The sequence below is a fragment of the Sphingopyxis sp. genome (assembly GCF_050916055.1).
Classification (GTDB): Bacteria; Pseudomonadota; Alphaproteobacteria; order Sphingomonadales; family Sphingomonadaceae; genus Sphingopyxis.
The window spans coordinates 3,480,677-3,494,150 of record NZ_CP051527.1 but is presented as its reverse complement, the minus strand read 5'-3'; the positions used below and the strand labels follow the sequence as shown (position 1 = coordinate 3,494,150).

Sequence of the window (13,474 nt, the reverse complement as noted above, 5' to 3'; positions counted from 1 at the left end):
GAACGGGACTTCTTCAACATTATCGCTCCCCCATTTCCTCGGCCGTGCTTCAGGCAGGCGGCCAGTGGGGGTGCGTTGACGGGGCGAAGGGGAGCCCCTTAGTCTTGGGTGAAAAAATTATCGGCGGCGCAGAAGGATGGCTCTCGCCGTGCGTTCGACCCTGAGACCGAACAGGATTGCGATCCGTTCAGCGAAGGCATCGGTCTCGCTGAGATGGAAGCGGCCGGAAACCTCAAGTGCCGCGCTCGCCGCATCGTCGATCACGATCGGGATGACGGCATAGCGATTGGCCTCCGCAACCAGTCGGTCGAGCCTTATCGAACGATATTCGGCCCAGCCTTCGGGCCAGTTCGCGGGAATGTCAGACGCTTGGGCCCTGCCGAGCAGCAACTTGCCATCACGCTGGTAGGTCAGCGGTTTTCCCTGCGACAGCGCGGTCGCAGGACCGGTTTTGGCGTCTGTGCGAACGTCTGCCTCGCCGCGCCGGAGGACCGCGCTGACCGTTCCGGCCTCGTCGAGGCTCAGATCGATCTCGGCATCGTTCGCGATTGCTGCGCCTCGCCCGGCGTCGATGTGGAGCGGTATAGCCTGCTTGGCGATGGAAAGACGGACCCGGCCTTTTACCAAGCGGACGCCGCGGTTGCCGTCTCCGAACGCGACGTCCAGCCGACTGTCGGTATCGAGCGTCGCGCTCGAGCCGTCGGCAAGCCGGAACGTGCGGATCTCGCCGCGCTGCGTCATCAGCGGTTCGGCGGCGCGCGCGGTGGACGCGCTGCCGGGCTGGCCGGGAAGGGAGGCGCCTCCGGCCCCGATTGCTACAATCAGCAGCGCGATTGCCGTCGCGGCGGCGCCCCATGGCAGCCAGCCGCTTACCCGGCCCCGCCGAGCTTCGGCATGGCTCGTTCCGTACCGCTGCGATGTTTTGAGAACCGCCAACGCCGCCATTCGGTGCTCGGCGCGGCGATAGGCTTCGCCATGATCTGCCGACGCGAGGAGCCAGGCTTCAAACTCTCCGCGCAGCGCGCCGGCGTCCTCGCCGCGCATCTTGATCAGCCACGCCTGTGCTACCTCGTCGACGGGGTAGTCGCCGCCGCTTGTGCTGGTCATCGGCCGCCGTCCACCACCTTCGAAATCTGACCGAGCGCTTTCATCATATGATATTCCACCGTCGCGATGCTGATGCCCAGCAGTTCATGTATCTCGCGGTAACTGAGTTCGTCCACCCGGTGCATGAGGAAAACGCGCCGCGTCTTTGGCGGCATGGCGTCAACCGCGGCTTCGTACAATCGCAGCAAGTCCGCCGCTTCGAGGTTCCATTCCTGCGCCGCAGGCGTCGCGCCGTCGCGTTCCTCGCGGAGCGGAAAGAAGGTCGCTCGCGCGGACTTCTGGCGACGCGCGCGATCGATAAGAAGATTTTGGGCGATACGGCGAAGAAACCCGCCCGGATTGACGAGCTGGTGGCGCTGGGCGCTCCCCGCGGCGCGAGCAAAGACTTCCTGCATCAGATCGGGCGCTTCCTCGGATCCCGCTTTGCGGCGCAGGAAATGGAAGAGCGATATGCGATGCGTTCGATATATCGCGTCCAGATCGTGCCCGGCTTCAGGCTGCTGCTCGACCGGCGGCGGACGATCGGCCGGATGGGCATGGCAGGCCGAGGACACCGAAAAAGGGTGACGCGGCGGGGCACGGTCGCCGCAGGTACAGGAAGACACGACATAAATCCCGGAGGCACGAGCGGGTGCGACCGGCGCCTGCCGGATACCCGTCTCCCAGTGCTGTGCCGCCGTTCGGTCGCTTGCGCGGACCATGGTCCGGTTGGGCCGCCGGTCCGAGTGGGGACTGGCGCAAATGATGCCTGGCGAAATATTCCGCGCAGGAGCTGCCAGCGATGCTCGTGCGCGGACGAATCATGTCAATTGTGGGCGGCCCTGACAAGCAAAACGTCACTTCCCTTTCGGCAGCGATCATGGCTGTCGACCCGGATGCCCGGCGAGCGTCCGGGCGTAGGCTGCCGCATCATGCGCGCGCTTCTCATGATAGCCGAGCAGGAGGCTCCGAACGTGCGCCTGTGGTTCGGCTTCGGCGACAGCGTGGGCGATCGCATCATACTCCGCGTCAACATCGGCGAGGATCGCGGCATCGAAATGACGCGATAGCTGAAGCCGGTCTCCAATCGCCGCAATGCTGGCGACGATCTCGCTGTTCGACGAGCGTTCGGCGATAGCCAGGAACAGGTCCGCTACGCGATCGGGATAGGGTTGGTCAGCGGGGACCGACGTTGCCGACCCCTTTGGCGCCGTCGCGAGCGCGGCGAGCAGCAGGATCAGGTGCAGTTCGAGCAGGTCGCGAAACTCGGTTTCGGTCAGGCGATGGACATGGAAACCCTCGCCCGGGGTGAAATCGACCATCCGCTCGCCATTGAGCCGGTAGAGACTGTCGCGCACCGGGGTCATACTGACCCCGAGATCGTCGGCGAGACGGGCCGCCTCGATCCGGGTGCCGCCCGCCCATTCGCCGTTCATCAGCCGACGCTTGATCGCCTCATAGGTCGGCTCGAACACATGCGCCGGACTCATTGGCCGTTCCTTTCGGCAGCGGCGAATTCGGCGACGACATCGGCTTGGTCGGGACGCAATTCGTCGACCGCGCCGATATGATCTGACCGGTCATCGTTCAGCAGGACCGAGGGGCATTGGCCTTCATAATTGCCGAGATTGGGGCGGTGCTGCGCATAGCCGGCGAGCGCCGCCAGTTCTGGCGGAAACGTCCTCGCGACCTCGGGCGGATAGGCGAGCCACAAATTCTCATAGGGCTTCAGCCATCCGAGGCTGTAGCTGACGAGCACGCCGCGCCGGACCTCTTGGCTGAGGTTGGAGCCCGCCCCGTGCGCGGTCGATCCCAAAAAGCAGATCGCTGCGCCGGGCTTGCCTTCGGCGAAAATGGGTGGGCCAAGATCGGTTTTCGCCATTCCCTTCACGCCGTGGCTCTTCGGAAAGATTCGCGTGGCGCCATTCTCTTTCGTGAAGGGCGTCAGCGGCCAGAGGACGTTGACGAGATATTCCTGGGTGCCGTCGGCGCCGCGCCACATGTCCTGGTCGCGGTGGGGAAACTGCCGCACTTCACCGGGATGTATCTCGATCGCTTGCGTGAGGTTCAGCTGGATCCGGTCGCAGCCAGTGCCAAGGATCGTCTCGACGGCGGACAGGATGATAGGGTTGAGCACCAGTTCGGCCATGTGCGGCGACCTTTTGAGCAGGCTGCCGAACCGTTTCGTGCGGCGACCATAGAAATTACCCTCGCAAAAGGGCGTCGCGGCAAAGAGGGGATCGAGATCCCTCGCCAGCGCAAGGACGCGCGCGACCGCCTCGTTGCGCAGGATGCAATAGCCTTTGCGGCGCAGCTCATCGACGAGCAGGCCAGGAAGATCGGCTTCGGTCAGATCCTTTTTCATCGCCCCGGCTCCCCACCTTCTTCGAACTTGAGGACAAGCGGCGCGTAGGTGCCGGTGCGCTGCAATCCGGGGAGCGTGTCCTCGTCGATCGCGATGCTGAGGGCGAGGATCCGGCACGCGCCATCCCGGTGAACCGGACCCAGCGTGCGGCAGGTCCAGCCGAATTTGCTGATCGTGTGATACCAGCCGGCTTCGGCGACACCGACATATTCGCCTATGCCGTGGCGGAGAGCATAGTCCGCGAGCGCGGTGACCAACTGGTTGCGCGCGTCGCGGCGCTCGGCCGGCGTTTGAGCGGGGTCGAGGCAGAAGCGGCTGATCTCCCACACGCCTTCGCCGGACGGGGGCCCGTCGGTGCAAAGGTGCGAATAGATGTCGCCGAGCAGGTGCGGCGCCGTGGTCGGCAACAGCCGCGCCGACGCCCGGTGGCGCAGGTCATCGGGATCGAGCAGGATCAGATAGCGCGCGTCCGGGGTATCGAACTGGTCGAGTTCGAAGCGGCCATCGAGGGCGGGCAAATCCCATTGCAGCTTGTCGATGAAGACCTGCTTGCGAGCGGCGAACATGGCGCGCAGTGCGGCGTCGCCGGGCGCGTCTTGCGCCCGAGAGAGTTGATTGATCATGATATGTCCTTGGCTTGTCGGTGCCAGGATCAGACCATCATTCCCACCGCGCGGCTATGCCCAGAAATGGGCAATCCCGGGACGATTTATGTGCGAGCGTCAGAGCGGGCGCCACCAATCATAGACATCCGAAAAGCCGATGATCCCGTCGAACAGGGCGCAGAGGATCAGCATTTGCCGACACGGCACCGAATAGCGCTCGCGCGCGATTTTGAGGTGGCGGACCACGGTCTCTTCGCTGATGCCGAGGATGCCGGCGGTCTCGCCGGCGGTCTTGCCGCGCGCCGACCAGAGCACACATTCACGCTGGCGCTCGGTCAGCGTCGCGCGGCGTGTATATGCGCCGGTCCCGATGAGCCGCCGCGCCGCGGCGAGGGCAACGGCACCGACGATCTCGGCGGCATGGAGCATCTCGAGCGGAATCCTGGCATTGGGAGCGACGGCAAAAGAGCAGCTTCCGGTGGCTTCGCCGGGCAGGTGCCGCGGCACCGTGAAGCCGTCACCGACGCCGCTCTCGCGGGCGACCTTCAGCAGTTGCCGGTCGCCGCGCGAGAGCGGGATGTAATGGTCGACGTCGCGCCATTGGAAACCCGTCATGGATTTTTCGCCGGCGCGGCGGATCGGGTCGGTGCCGCTCAGGTCAAAGCCGACATAGACATTGGCCCAGGCGTCGGGATAATTATGCACGAGCATCGATGCGGCTTCGCCGCCGCCGCGGCGGTCGAAGGCGAGCGCGAAAAGATCGAATCCCATGCGGTCAGCGGCGTTCGAGAGGGCAGCAAAGAGCCGCTCTTCCTTGTCGGCGCCTGATATGTCGTGTGCGAGTTCCTCCGTCAGATTAAAATGCTTCACGTCGATTCATCGGCCGCCGGCACGTTCCCGACCCGTCCGCCCGCGATCCGCTCCATGGCTCATCGCTCCCGTTTCCTCTCCGGGAGACAATGAAGTTGGACAAGCTGCGCGATGGTCCTCGCACTGCGGCGGGCAGGTAATACCTTAGCCTCTATACGCAATGCCGATCGCCTCTTCGGTGTAACGACAGGAAATCGCCTGATAAAGCGGCTTGGTGTGCTAATCGGACCCAGATTGACACCAATCGGTCCCTTTCGAAACCGGGCCGCGACAGGCCTCGGGTCGGGACTCAGGCACATGATTGACGATCGCCAAATGGCATTTGCCGACAATATGCGTCTTGCTTCGATTTCTCGATTGCCAAACCGTAAGCCTGGTCCAGGGATCGCGGACGGGTGCATGTGACAAAAGCTCCCACTGAATTGCGATGAGTCAGAAGTTTTGTCACATCGCGAACGGAGCAGCGGGGTCTTTCCTACATTGTCCGGCCATGGCATCGAGGGCCAATGGATCGGGAACCGAAATGGAAGTCGCGTGCGCTGGCGATCGAATTCTGGTTCGCGGCCGTGCTCGTTGGCGGCTCCTTTATTGCCGGACTCGTTGGCGCGATCCGATCCCTGTTCGGCGAATAAGGGATCGGCAGGCGATCCGGTTCCTTCAAATTTATCGGGATCGTGGGGCAGGAGTCCGTTCGGCGCCGGCGCGCGTCACGACCCACAAGCTAATGCGTCGCGAGGAGCGCTTCGCTTGCCTTGACGAGCGGCATGACTTCGACGCCACCTCCGAGCGGATATGTCTCCGACCCCGGATAAATGAGCAGACGCCGCGCCGGCTCAAGATCGACACAGGCTTGGTGAAAGCCGCGTTCCAGCTTCGGCTGCAGGCTTCGCTTGATCTCGACGGCCCAACGCGCATCGCCCGGCAGCGTCAGCACGAGGTCGATTTCGGCACCGGCGGACGTCCGGTAGAAATTGGCACGCGTGCCTTCGGGTGCGGCGGCAATCAGGGTTTCGACCACAAGACCTTCCCAGCTGGGGCCGGCGATTGGATGCCCAAGGATATCTTCGCTCGTTGTGAGCCCGAGCAGCGTATGCACGAGGCCGCTGTCACGCACATATATCCGCGGCGATTTGACGAGACGCTTGCCGGCGTTGCTGTGCCAGGGCTCTAGTCTGCGCACTAGGAGGAGATCGACCAGGAGGTCGAGATAGCCCGCAACCGTCTTGGCATCGACGCCGAGGCTGCGGGCGAGTTCGGCCGCGTTAAGCAGCCCCGATTGGCGATGCGCGAGCATCGTCCAGAAGCGCCTAAGCGTTTCCGCAGCGATGCGCGGACCCAGCAGCGGGATATCGCGTTCCAGATAGGTGCGGATGAAATCCTGCCGCCAGCGCTGGCTCGCCCGATCGCTGCTGGCTAGAAAGCTGTCGGGAAAGCCGCCGCGCACCCAGAGGTGATCGAGCCGATTCGCGCCGACTTCGAGCGCATCGAGCGGGTGCATTTCAAGATAGCTGATCCGCCCGGCGAGGCTTTCCCCCGATTGGCGGAGCAGATCGATCGACGCCGAACCCAGCAACAGAAATCGTCCGGATTTTCGCCCGCTGCGGCGACCCGCATCGATGAGGCCGCGAAGGGTCTGGAACAGGCCCGGAAGCCGGTGTACTTCGTCGAGGATGACGAGCTTGTCGGCATGGCTCGAGAGATAAAGCTCGGGTTCGGTGAGTTTCGCCCTGTCCGCATCGGATTCAAGGTCGAGATAAATGGAAGGTAGTGCCTCGCCCATCTCGAGCGCAAGCGTCGTCTTCCCGACCTGCCGGGGTCCAATCAGCGCGACAGCTGGTACTTCGTCCAGCCTTTCCGCCAACTCTGCTGCAATTCGTCTTTCAATCATCCTTGTAATTATGGAGTTGTATTCCCGATTTGCAAGGTTCTTTTGCTCGTCGGGTCCAAATCCATTTCTTCGGTATCGGAAAATTATCGGTACCGCAGATCCAGTTTAGACATATCAATCGCCGCTCGGAGCCCTGCGTCGTCGGCTACCTGACTCAAAGGAGGGTGGGCGTACCAGCGCTTTGGGGCTTGCGGCTGAACCACGGCACGTCTGTCCGCTCGACGTCCAACCGGTCTGCCGGATATTGGGTAACGAGCTTCATCGCCTCCTCAGCCGATGCCTGCAGCCAGGCGTCATGATCGGCGGCGTGAAGAATGACCGGCATCCGGTCGTGAATATCGAACAGCTCCTCGGTCGCATCGACCATCACCATCGTATAGCAATCGCCCCACTCGTCGGTCGGACGCCAAAGGCCGGCGCAGGCGGCGAGCGGCTGGTCGACGACGCTGAGCCACGTTCGCGTCATCTTGCCTTTCTCGCCTTCGGCCTCGGCGAAGGCCGTGATCGGGATGAGGCAGCGCTGGGCGGGATTGGTGAACCAGGTTCGCCAGAAGGTCATCAGCTTGTCGTCGCGGGCGTTGTTCACCGGCTTCGGCTTGCTCGTCGGTTTCATATGCTTGAGCCGCACCGGGAAGCCCCAGGTCATCGACTGGAGCGCGCGGGTGCCCGCATCGTCGCGGAGCACAAATCCTTGTCCGCCGGGATAGACTTCGCCGGGCTGGGCATTGGTGAGCGGGCGCCGAGCGCCGAACGCCGAGGCCACTTCGGCAACCGAAGCCTTGAGGGTCACGAGATTGCACATGGCGGCGAGTCCCCTTGAGCGGTTTCGGTCAGGCCGCGCCGAGCATTTCGTCGAAATTCTGCTGGATCGGCGGCATGATGCTGAAGCTATTCTTGGGGAAAGGTCGCAACATGTCCAGCGGCGGCCGCGCCGCCATCAACCAGTCGAACCAGTCCTCGGGGCGGATCACGCCGACGTGGCGATCCTTGTGCGGCGCCAGATCGTCATAGGACGGGACGGTAAGCGCTGCGAAGCTCTCGGGCCACAGGCGGTGCGCAGGACGCCAGACCGCTGCGATGCAGAAAAAGGGTTCGTCGCTGATGAGGCTTGCGGCATAGATCGTCTTGCCGCGCTTCACGAGGCCGAACTCGTTGGCGAGCAGCAGACAGGGCCGATCGATGATCGCGGTCTCGGACTTCAGGAGCGGGATCTGGAATATATCGGCATCGCGCGAGGGCAGGCCCCACAGCATCTCCTTCTCGCGTTCGCGCTGGCCGTCCCATACCATCACGCGGTGGAGCTTGCCGATGCCGACCAGTGCGTCGTCCGTCTCGATATCCATGAACTCAGTCCTCAGGCGCGGAAGCGGCTGAGCGCGCGCTTCCATTCGCGTTCTTCGGGCATCGGCAGGGCGATGTCGTCGGGGCTCGGGTCGACGAGCTCGATCCGCACCGGGCGGACGCGCTTGCCGGTTCGCGCGCCGCAGCGGACACACCAGAATTTCTGGCACGCCTTGACGAGATTGCCGTCCCACATCCTGCACTCGAAGCGCCACCAGATCCCATAGGGATTGAACGTCGCGCTATGCCCGCAGCGGCAAACGGGCTTGATCGCCCGAAACCAGGCCGCGGCCTCGAAGACATGCGTGGCGCGATGCTGTCCGTCCTTCGTCCAACCGCCCACGTCACAGGGAGAGTCCAAGCTGGTCGGGGCTTGCGGGCTCCGCGCCGGCACGGACGCTCTCGATGATCGCGCGCGCGAGCTCGAACGCGGCCTCGACCCGGATGTGACTCGTCGGTGCGGTGATGCCGACGCGCGCCCAGCCGGGAGCGGAAAGGATGGTCTCTGCGACTCGGGCAGTATCGATATTGTCCATGCCCTAATGAGAACATAGAGAGAACAATTTGGCAAGAGGGTGACCGGGACAGGGCGGGCGACCCGCGTGGCCGGTGGGCGCCTGCCGGCGCTACCGCCCATTGCCGCCCGGTCCGGGGCCTGCGGCCGCCCCCGCAGCGCCAGAAACCGCCGAGGAAGAGATGGCCCGCCCCCCGGGCGGCGGACCGCGCGCGGCGAGAGAGGCTCGCTACCGGCCGCCCCAGGAGACGCATGCTATGAAACTCTTGACCCCCGAACTCGAGGCGCAGCTTCGCGCCAATCTGGCCGCCCGGATCGACGCGGCCGCGCGCGCCCAGCGGGAACCCGACCCGCCGCCGGTCGTCCGCTTGTTCAGCCCGGTTGGCGCGGCGACCTGGCTCGCGACCGAAATCGACACCGACGGCATCTTCTTCGGTTTGGCCGATCTCGGCTTCGGCTGCCCCGAGCTCGGCAGCTTCGCGCTCGCCGAACTCGAAGCCGTCCGCCTGCCGTTCGGCCTCACCATCGAGCGCGATCTCCACTTCACGGCAAGCCATCCGCTATCGGCTTATGCCGAAGCGGCGCGGCGTGCGGGATCAATCGTGTTGGGGGAGCAAAGGCTTCGCCGCGCGGCCGAGCGGCTTTCGGGGCGCGGCTGACGCCCCTGGCCGCCTGCCGAGGCCGCTACGCGCGGCCCCGGGAGGAAGAGGGGGGCTGGCGCCTTCGTGACGGGTCCAGGAGCCGGGAGAGTGTCTCGCGGCGGCCCGTCATGGAGAAAGCCCATGGCCAGACAGGCCCCGAAACTCATCCTCAGCCCGTCGCGCGACATCCCGTTCGACCGGCTGTTTCTCTCCCAGTCCAATGTCCGGCGGGTGAAAGCCGGCGTGTCGGTCGAGGCGCTCGCCGACGATATCGACCGGCGAACCCTGCTCCAGAGCCTCAATGTCCGGCCCGAACGCGACGCCTCGGGAAAGGAAACCGGCCGCTATGAAATACCGGCCGGGGGGCGGCGCTATCGCGCGCTCGAACTGCTGGTCAAGCGCAGGCGTCTCGCGAAGGATGCGCCGATCCCTTGCGTCGTGCGCGCGGCGGACAGCGAAATTCTCGCCGAGGACGACAGCTTCGCCGAAAATGCCATGCGTGAGGCGCTGCATCCGCTGGACCAGTTCCGCGCGGTGCAGGCGATGGTCGATAAGGGCGACGATGTCGAGACGATCGCGGCGCATCATTTCACCACCCCCGCAGTCGTGCGCCAGCGGCTCAAGCTCGCCGCGGTGTCACCCAAGCTCCACGACATCTATGCCGACGACGGCATGACGCTCGACCAGCTCATGGCCTTCACCGTCGCCGACGATCATCAGCGCCAGGAGGAAGTCTGGGCGCAGCTTGATCACAGCTTCAACAAGAGCCCGGCCTTCATCCGCCAGAAACTTACCGAGGACAGCGTGCGGGTCACCGACAAGCGCGCAGCGTTCGTCGGCGTCGACGCCTATGTCGCGGCAGGCGGCGGCGTGGTGCGCGACCTGTTCGAGGCCGACGGCGGCGGCTGGCTCACCGACCCGGCGCTGCTCAACCGGTTGGTCGACGAAAGATTGAAGGCCGAAGGGACACGCATTCTCGCCGAGGGCTGGAAATGGGTGACCACCTCGATCGACCTGCCGTGGGACGCGACGCGCGGCCTGCGCGCGATCGACCGCACGGAGGTCCCGATGACCGACGATGAACAGGCCCGCGTCGCCGCACTTGAGGCTGAAAGCGAGGCGCTTTGCGAGCAATGGTCGGACGCGCCCGACGTGCCCGCCGAAGTGCATGCACGGATCGATGCGATCGACGCCGAACTCGGCGCGCTCGTCGACCGCCCGCTCGTCTTCGATCCCGACGAGATGGGACGCGCCGGCGCCTTCGTCTCGATAGACCGCGACGGATCGGTGCGGATCGAGCGCGGGTTCGTGCGGGCTGAGGACGAGCCGGAGCAGGAATTGGCCGAGGGCGAGGCTGCTCCGGAAAAGGAAGCAGGGGGCGAAGGGTCCGTCCTGCGTGACGGTCGAGATGGCGATCACGCCATACCGCCTGTGGGCAGCGATGGCGAAGACGAATCCGATGCGCTCCGTCCGCTTCCCGATCGCCTCGTGTCGGATCTCACCGCATGGCGCACGCTCGCGCTCCAGGACGCCTTTGCTCAGGATCCGGCCATTGCCTTCGCCGCAGTGCTCCACGCTCTCGTTCTCGGCTGTTTCTATTCCGCTACCCGCGAAAGTTGCGTCGAGATCGCGGCGAACCGCGTCTATTTCAGCAACGCGCCGACGAACCTGCGCGATTGCGCGCCGGCCCAGGCGATCGACGCGCGCGCGTCGGCATGGAAAGAGCGGCTTCCGCAGGACGACAAGGAGCTTTGGGACTTTCTGCGGACCCTCGACGGCGAGGAGCAGGCGAAACTCCTCGCGCATTGCACCTCGCTCTGCGTCAACGCCCAGGCCGAGATCGTTCCCAAATATGACAATGGTCGGATTTCGGCGCACGGCGTTGCGCGCCGGATCGCGCACAGCGATGTGCTCGCGCGGGCGGTCGGGCTCGATCTCGTTGCGGCAGGTTGGCGCCCGACGGTCGAGGGCTATTTCCGCTCGGTGACCAAGCCGCGGATCCTTGCCGATGTCGCCGAGGCGCGCGGGCCGCAATTTGCCGAGATGATCGATCATCTCAAGAAGGCCGACATGGCGCGCGAGGCGGAGCGTCTGCTGGATGATGCGGCATGGCTTCCGGAGCCGATGCGAACGCCGGGGCTCGATGATGCTGAACTCGGCGACGCGGAGGGCGATGCCGCCGATGTCGAACTGCCTGCTTTCCTTGCCGAGGATGCAGTCGAGCCGGACGACGCGAACAACGCCGAACTGCCTGTCGCGGCCGAATAATCGGCTTCCGCCTATCACTGACAATCGAGGCTCGGACCCGGCAGCGATGCCGGGCCGGGCCCTTTTCCGGAGACCTGACATGAATAATTCAAATCCCATTCGCCGCTCGAACGATGGAGGCTGTCATGGCTGATCGCGTTCCCGCATCGATCCAGATCGGCGGCGAAATCTCAGCCGCAGTTTTCGCAGAGCTGCTCCACATCATCGCCTTTGAGGGTCTGTCCCTAGAATGGGGCGGCGAGCCCTTCGACACTCAAAGCCGCGTCGTGGGCCAGCCGCTCGCGCTGTTCGACGAGAGCTGCGCCTGGGGCAAGATCGACAATCTCGAGGCCTTCTGCGTCGAGAAGTGTCTGACCTTTGTGCGTTGGTCGGGCAGCTATCCCGGCGAATGGTCGCCCGAGCGGCTCGTCTACCGGGGCTCGGGTACGGTCGACAGTTATATGATCGATGAAAGCGACCGGGTCCTGCTTGATCGCCGTCTGCTCGTCGAGCTCGGCTCGATCGAGGCCGCGATGGCCTATTTCGACGCCGCGGAGTTCGCAGTGCCGCCGCTGGTTGTCGAGGGCGATCCGCCGCCGGTACCGGCAGCGGCGGAAAGCGCTGCCGCACCGGGGGAGGTGAGCCATGGCTGACTATTTTTCCCAGACTGTCATCCGTCCGGATATCCCGCGCACTGCGATGACCGCGCTCGAATATAAGGTTCTCGGCCAGATATTCGATCATGAGGATGTCGGCGACAATGTCTATTTCTGAGCCGGCCATGGTCCGAACGATCTGCTGTTCCTGGAACTTGCAGAGGTGAAGGCGCTGCTCACCGAAGATGAGGGTGTCGCAAGCGGCCTTGCCGATCTCGTCTGGCAGGAGATGGCCAAATGCGATGCTGACGATGCCGAGCTCGAACTCGATATGTCGGCGATCGGCTTCGAGGGCATTTTCCAGGACATCGTTCAGCGGTCGGCGCTCGATTGTGTCGAGGTCGAAGCCGCATGGACCTGTTCGAAGATGCGACCCGACGGTTTCGGCGGCGCCGCGACGCTGATCACGGCGGACGACATCGAATCGGTCTCGACGGCGGGATGGCTCGAAGAGGCCATCGCCCGCCTGTCCGGCGACGCCCCCGGCTGACGCCTGTCCAGCCCATCGTTCACCGACTGCGAAAGCCCGGCCCGCGCGCCGGGCTTTCGCCTTTTCTGGCTCTTGACGCGAGAGGAAGTTGCCATGCCCTCGATTATCCAAACGACCGTTTATTGCCTTGATGAACTGTCTGAGGCCGCAAAGGAGAAGGCGCGCGCCTGGTATCGCGAAGGCGGTTTCGACTATGACTGGTACGAATTTGTCTATGAGGATTTTGAGCGCGTCTGCGACATATTGGGGGTCCGTCTCGACACGACCTCGGTGCGCCTCTTCGGCGGCGGGACGCGCCGGAAGCCCTGCATCTGGTTTTCCGGCTTCTGGAGCCAAGGCGACGGGGCCTGTTTCGAAGGCGATTACAGTTACGCCAAGGGCGCATCGGCGGCGATCCGCCGCTACGCGCCCAAGGATGGCGAACTTCATCGCATCGCCGATGCCCTTGCCTCGATTCAGCGCCGCAATTTCTATCAGCTCCGCGCGCGCATTGGCCATCGCGGTCGCTATTATCACGAATATAGCATGGACATCGCAGTCGAGCGCGACAGCCCGGTCGTCCAGGATATGACGGCTGACGCCGAGGACGATTTGAAGGAGGCGCTCTGCGACTTGGCCCGCTGGCTCTACGGGCGCCTTGAAGACGAATATGAGCATCTGACGTCCGACGAGGCCGTCGACGAGATGATCCGTCTCAACGAATATGGCTTCACCGACGACGGGGTTCGCTTCGGTTGAGAGGGAGAGGTGGGGCCGGGAAGGGGGAACGGC

At 64.3% G+C, this 13,474-nt stretch carries 18 protein-coding genes; 7 read left to right on the top strand and 11 right to left on the bottom strand.

All coding sequences use genetic code 11. From position 1 onward, the window contains the following. Nucleotides 1–117: 117 nt before the first annotated feature. The 6 genes from HEQ22_RS17180 to HEQ22_RS17155 form a co-directional block, all read right to left on the bottom strand. Complete coding sequence (locus HEQ22_RS17180; protein ID WP_432769041.1) at nt 118–1,107, bottom strand: FecR family protein; 990 nt, start codon at nt 1,105–1,107, stop codon at nt 118–120. Beyond that, on the bottom strand, nt 1,104–1,808 hold the full coding sequence (locus tag HEQ22_RS17175) for an RNA polymerase sigma factor (protein ID WP_432769040.1): 705 nt from the start codon (nt 1,806–1,808) through the stop codon (nt 1,104–1,106). Before HEQ22_RS17175 ends, HEQ22_RS17180 begins: the two co-directional genes overlap by 4 nt. Before the next feature lie 156 nt (nt 1,809–1,964). Then, nucleotides 1,965–2,576, bottom strand: coding sequence for a GntR family transcriptional regulator (locus tag HEQ22_RS17170; RefSeq protein ID WP_432769039.1), 612 nt, complete (start codon nt 2,574–2,576; stop codon nt 1,965–1,967). Then, a complete protein-coding gene (locus tag HEQ22_RS17165) occupies nt 2,573–3,451 on the bottom strand; it encodes a phytanoyl-CoA dioxygenase family protein (RefSeq protein ID WP_432769038.1) in 879 nt (292 codons plus the stop codon). Before HEQ22_RS17165 ends, HEQ22_RS17170 begins: the two co-directional genes overlap by 4 nt. Further along, nucleotides 3,448–4,074: an acyl-homoserine-lactone synthase gene (locus HEQ22_RS17160; protein ID WP_432769037.1), complete on the bottom strand. Its 627-nt coding sequence runs from the start codon at nt 4,072–4,074 to the stop codon at nt 3,448–3,450. The genes HEQ22_RS17165 and HEQ22_RS17160 overlap by 4 nt, the downstream gene beginning before the upstream one ends. Nucleotides 4,075–4,173: 99 nt before the next feature. After that, nucleotides 4,174–4,926, bottom strand: coding sequence for a LuxR family transcriptional regulator (locus HEQ22_RS17155; protein WP_432769036.1), 753 nt, complete (start codon nt 4,924–4,926; stop codon nt 4,174–4,176). A gap of 506 nt (nt 4,927–5,432) precedes the next feature. On the opposite strand from HEQ22_RS17155, the gene HEQ22_RS17150 reads away from it, so the two are divergent. Beyond that, nucleotides 5,433–5,558, top strand: coding sequence for a hypothetical protein (locus HEQ22_RS17150; protein ID WP_293842087.1), 126 nt, complete (start codon nt 5,433–5,435; stop codon nt 5,556–5,558). 89 nt (nt 5,559–5,647) lie between these two features. Here the strand turns inward: HEQ22_RS17150 and HEQ22_RS17145 are convergent, their stop codons facing one another. The 5 genes from HEQ22_RS17145 to HEQ22_RS17125 all read right to left on the bottom strand — a co-directional run bounded on the left by HEQ22_RS17145 (nt 5,648) and on the right by HEQ22_RS17125 (nt 8,691). Beyond that, entirely contained in the window at nt 5,648–6,814 is a 1,167-nt protein-coding gene (locus HEQ22_RS17145; protein WP_432769035.1) for an ATP-binding protein, read from the bottom strand. A gap of 154 nt (nt 6,815–6,968) precedes the next feature. After that, nucleotides 6,969–7,616, bottom strand: a complete 648-nt coding sequence (locus HEQ22_RS17140; protein ID WP_432769034.1) for an SOS response-associated peptidase — start codon at nt 7,614–7,616, stop codon at nt 6,969–6,971. Between the two features lie 28 nt (nt 7,617–7,644). After that, nucleotides 7,645–8,157, bottom strand: coding sequence for a hypothetical protein (locus HEQ22_RS17135; protein WP_432769033.1), 513 nt, complete (start codon nt 8,155–8,157; stop codon nt 7,645–7,647). A gap of 11 nt (nt 8,158–8,168) precedes the next feature. Continuing rightward, complete coding sequence (locus tag HEQ22_RS17130) at nt 8,169–8,498, bottom strand: hypothetical protein (RefSeq protein WP_037556209.1); 330 nt, start codon at nt 8,496–8,498, stop codon at nt 8,169–8,171. Nucleotide 8,499: 1 nt separating this feature from the next. Continuing rightward, nucleotides 8,500–8,691: a DUF6771 family protein gene (locus HEQ22_RS17125; protein WP_329628785.1), complete on the bottom strand. Its 192-nt coding sequence runs from the start codon at nt 8,689–8,691 to the stop codon at nt 8,500–8,502. 235 nt (nt 8,692–8,926) lie between these two features. Here HEQ22_RS17125 and HEQ22_RS17120 point away from each other — a divergent pair, with 235 nt between their 5' ends. From HEQ22_RS17120 to HEQ22_RS17095, 6 genes are all read left to right on the top strand, one after another. Further along, the gene (locus HEQ22_RS17120) at nt 8,927–9,328 is read left to right on the top strand and encodes a DUF2958 domain-containing protein (RefSeq protein ID WP_432769032.1); all 402 of its coding nucleotides are present in this window, start codon (nt 8,927–8,929) and stop codon (nt 9,326–9,328) included. 123 nt (nt 9,329–9,451) lie between these two features. After that, on the top strand, nt 9,452–11,578 hold the full coding sequence (locus HEQ22_RS17115) for a ParB/RepB/Spo0J family partition protein (protein WP_432769031.1): 2,127 nt from the start codon (nt 9,452–9,454) through the stop codon (nt 11,576–11,578). A gap of 125 nt (nt 11,579–11,703) precedes the next feature. Beyond that, entirely contained in the window at nt 11,704–12,210 is a 507-nt protein-coding gene (locus tag HEQ22_RS17110; protein WP_432769030.1) for a hypothetical protein, read from the top strand. Beyond that, nucleotides 12,203–12,331 carry a hypothetical protein gene (locus HEQ22_RS17105; protein ID WP_432769029.1) on the top strand — a complete coding sequence of 43 codons (129 nt, stop codon included), beginning with the start codon at nt 12,203–12,205 and terminating at the stop codon, nt 12,329–12,331. Before HEQ22_RS17110 ends, HEQ22_RS17105 begins: the two co-directional genes overlap by 8 nt. A gap of 45 nt (nt 12,332–12,376) precedes the next feature. Beyond that, nucleotides 12,377–12,703 carry a hypothetical protein gene (locus HEQ22_RS17100; RefSeq protein ID WP_432769028.1) on the top strand — a complete coding sequence of 109 codons (327 nt, stop codon included), beginning with the start codon at nt 12,377–12,379 and terminating at the stop codon, nt 12,701–12,703. Between the two features lie 93 nt (nt 12,704–12,796). After that, nucleotides 12,797–13,441, top strand: a complete 645-nt coding sequence (locus HEQ22_RS17095; RefSeq protein WP_432769027.1) for an antitoxin of toxin-antitoxin stability system — start codon at nt 12,797–12,799, stop codon at nt 13,439–13,441. The last annotated feature ends 33 nt before the right edge of the window (nt 13,442–13,474 follow it).

Excerpts from the sequence above, each read along its gene's own strand:
- HEQ22_RS17120 (WP_432769032.1), top strand. The coding sequence starts at position 8,927 with ATGAAACTCTTGACCCCCGAACTCGAGGCGCAGCTTCGCGCCAATCTG.
- HEQ22_RS17105 (WP_432769029.1), top strand. The coding sequence starts at position 12,203 with ATGGCTGACTATTTTTCCCAGACTGTCATCCGTCCGGATATCCCGCGC.
- HEQ22_RS17170 (WP_432769039.1), bottom strand. The coding sequence starts at position 2,576 with ATGAGTCCGGCGCATGTGTTCGAGCCGACCTATGAGGCGATCAAGCGT.
- HEQ22_RS17165 (WP_432769038.1), bottom strand. The coding sequence starts at position 3,451 with ATGAAAAAGGATCTGACCGAAGCCGATCTTCCTGGCCTGCTCGTCGAT.
- HEQ22_RS17095 (WP_432769027.1), top strand. The coding sequence starts at position 12,797 with ATGCCCTCGATTATCCAAACGACCGTTTATTGCCTTGATGAACTGTCT.
- HEQ22_RS17145 (WP_432769035.1), bottom strand. The coding sequence starts at position 6,814 with ATGATTGAAAGACGAATTGCAGCAGAGTTGGCGGAAAGGCTGGACGAA.
- HEQ22_RS17180 (WP_432769041.1), bottom strand. The coding sequence starts at position 1,107 with ATGACCAGCACAAGCGGCGGCGACTACCCCGTCGACGAGGTAGCACAG.
- HEQ22_RS17160 (WP_432769037.1), bottom strand. The coding sequence starts at position 4,074 with ATGATCAATCAACTCTCTCGGGCGCAAGACGCGCCCGGCGACGCCGCA.
- HEQ22_RS17150 (WP_293842087.1), top strand. The coding sequence starts at position 5,433 with ATGGATCGGGAACCGAAATGGAAGTCGCGTGCGCTGGCGATCGAATTC.
- HEQ22_RS17175 (WP_432769040.1), bottom strand. The coding sequence starts at position 1,808 with ATGGTCCGCGCAAGCGACCGAACGGCGGCACAGCACTGGGAGACGGGT.
- HEQ22_RS17110 (WP_432769030.1), top strand. The coding sequence starts at position 11,704 with ATGGCTGATCGCGTTCCCGCATCGATCCAGATCGGCGGCGAAATCTCA.
- HEQ22_RS17115 (WP_432769031.1), top strand. The coding sequence starts at position 9,452 with ATGGCCAGACAGGCCCCGAAACTCATCCTCAGCCCGTCGCGCGACATC.
- HEQ22_RS17135 (WP_432769033.1), bottom strand. The coding sequence starts at position 8,157 with ATGGATATCGAGACGGACGACGCACTGGTCGGCATCGGCAAGCTCCAC.
- HEQ22_RS17125 (WP_329628785.1), bottom strand. The coding sequence starts at position 8,691 with ATGGACAATATCGATACTGCCCGAGTCGCAGAGACCATCCTTTCCGCT.
- HEQ22_RS17140 (WP_432769034.1), bottom strand. The coding sequence starts at position 7,616 with ATGTGCAATCTCGTGACCCTCAAGGCTTCGGTTGCCGAAGTGGCCTCG.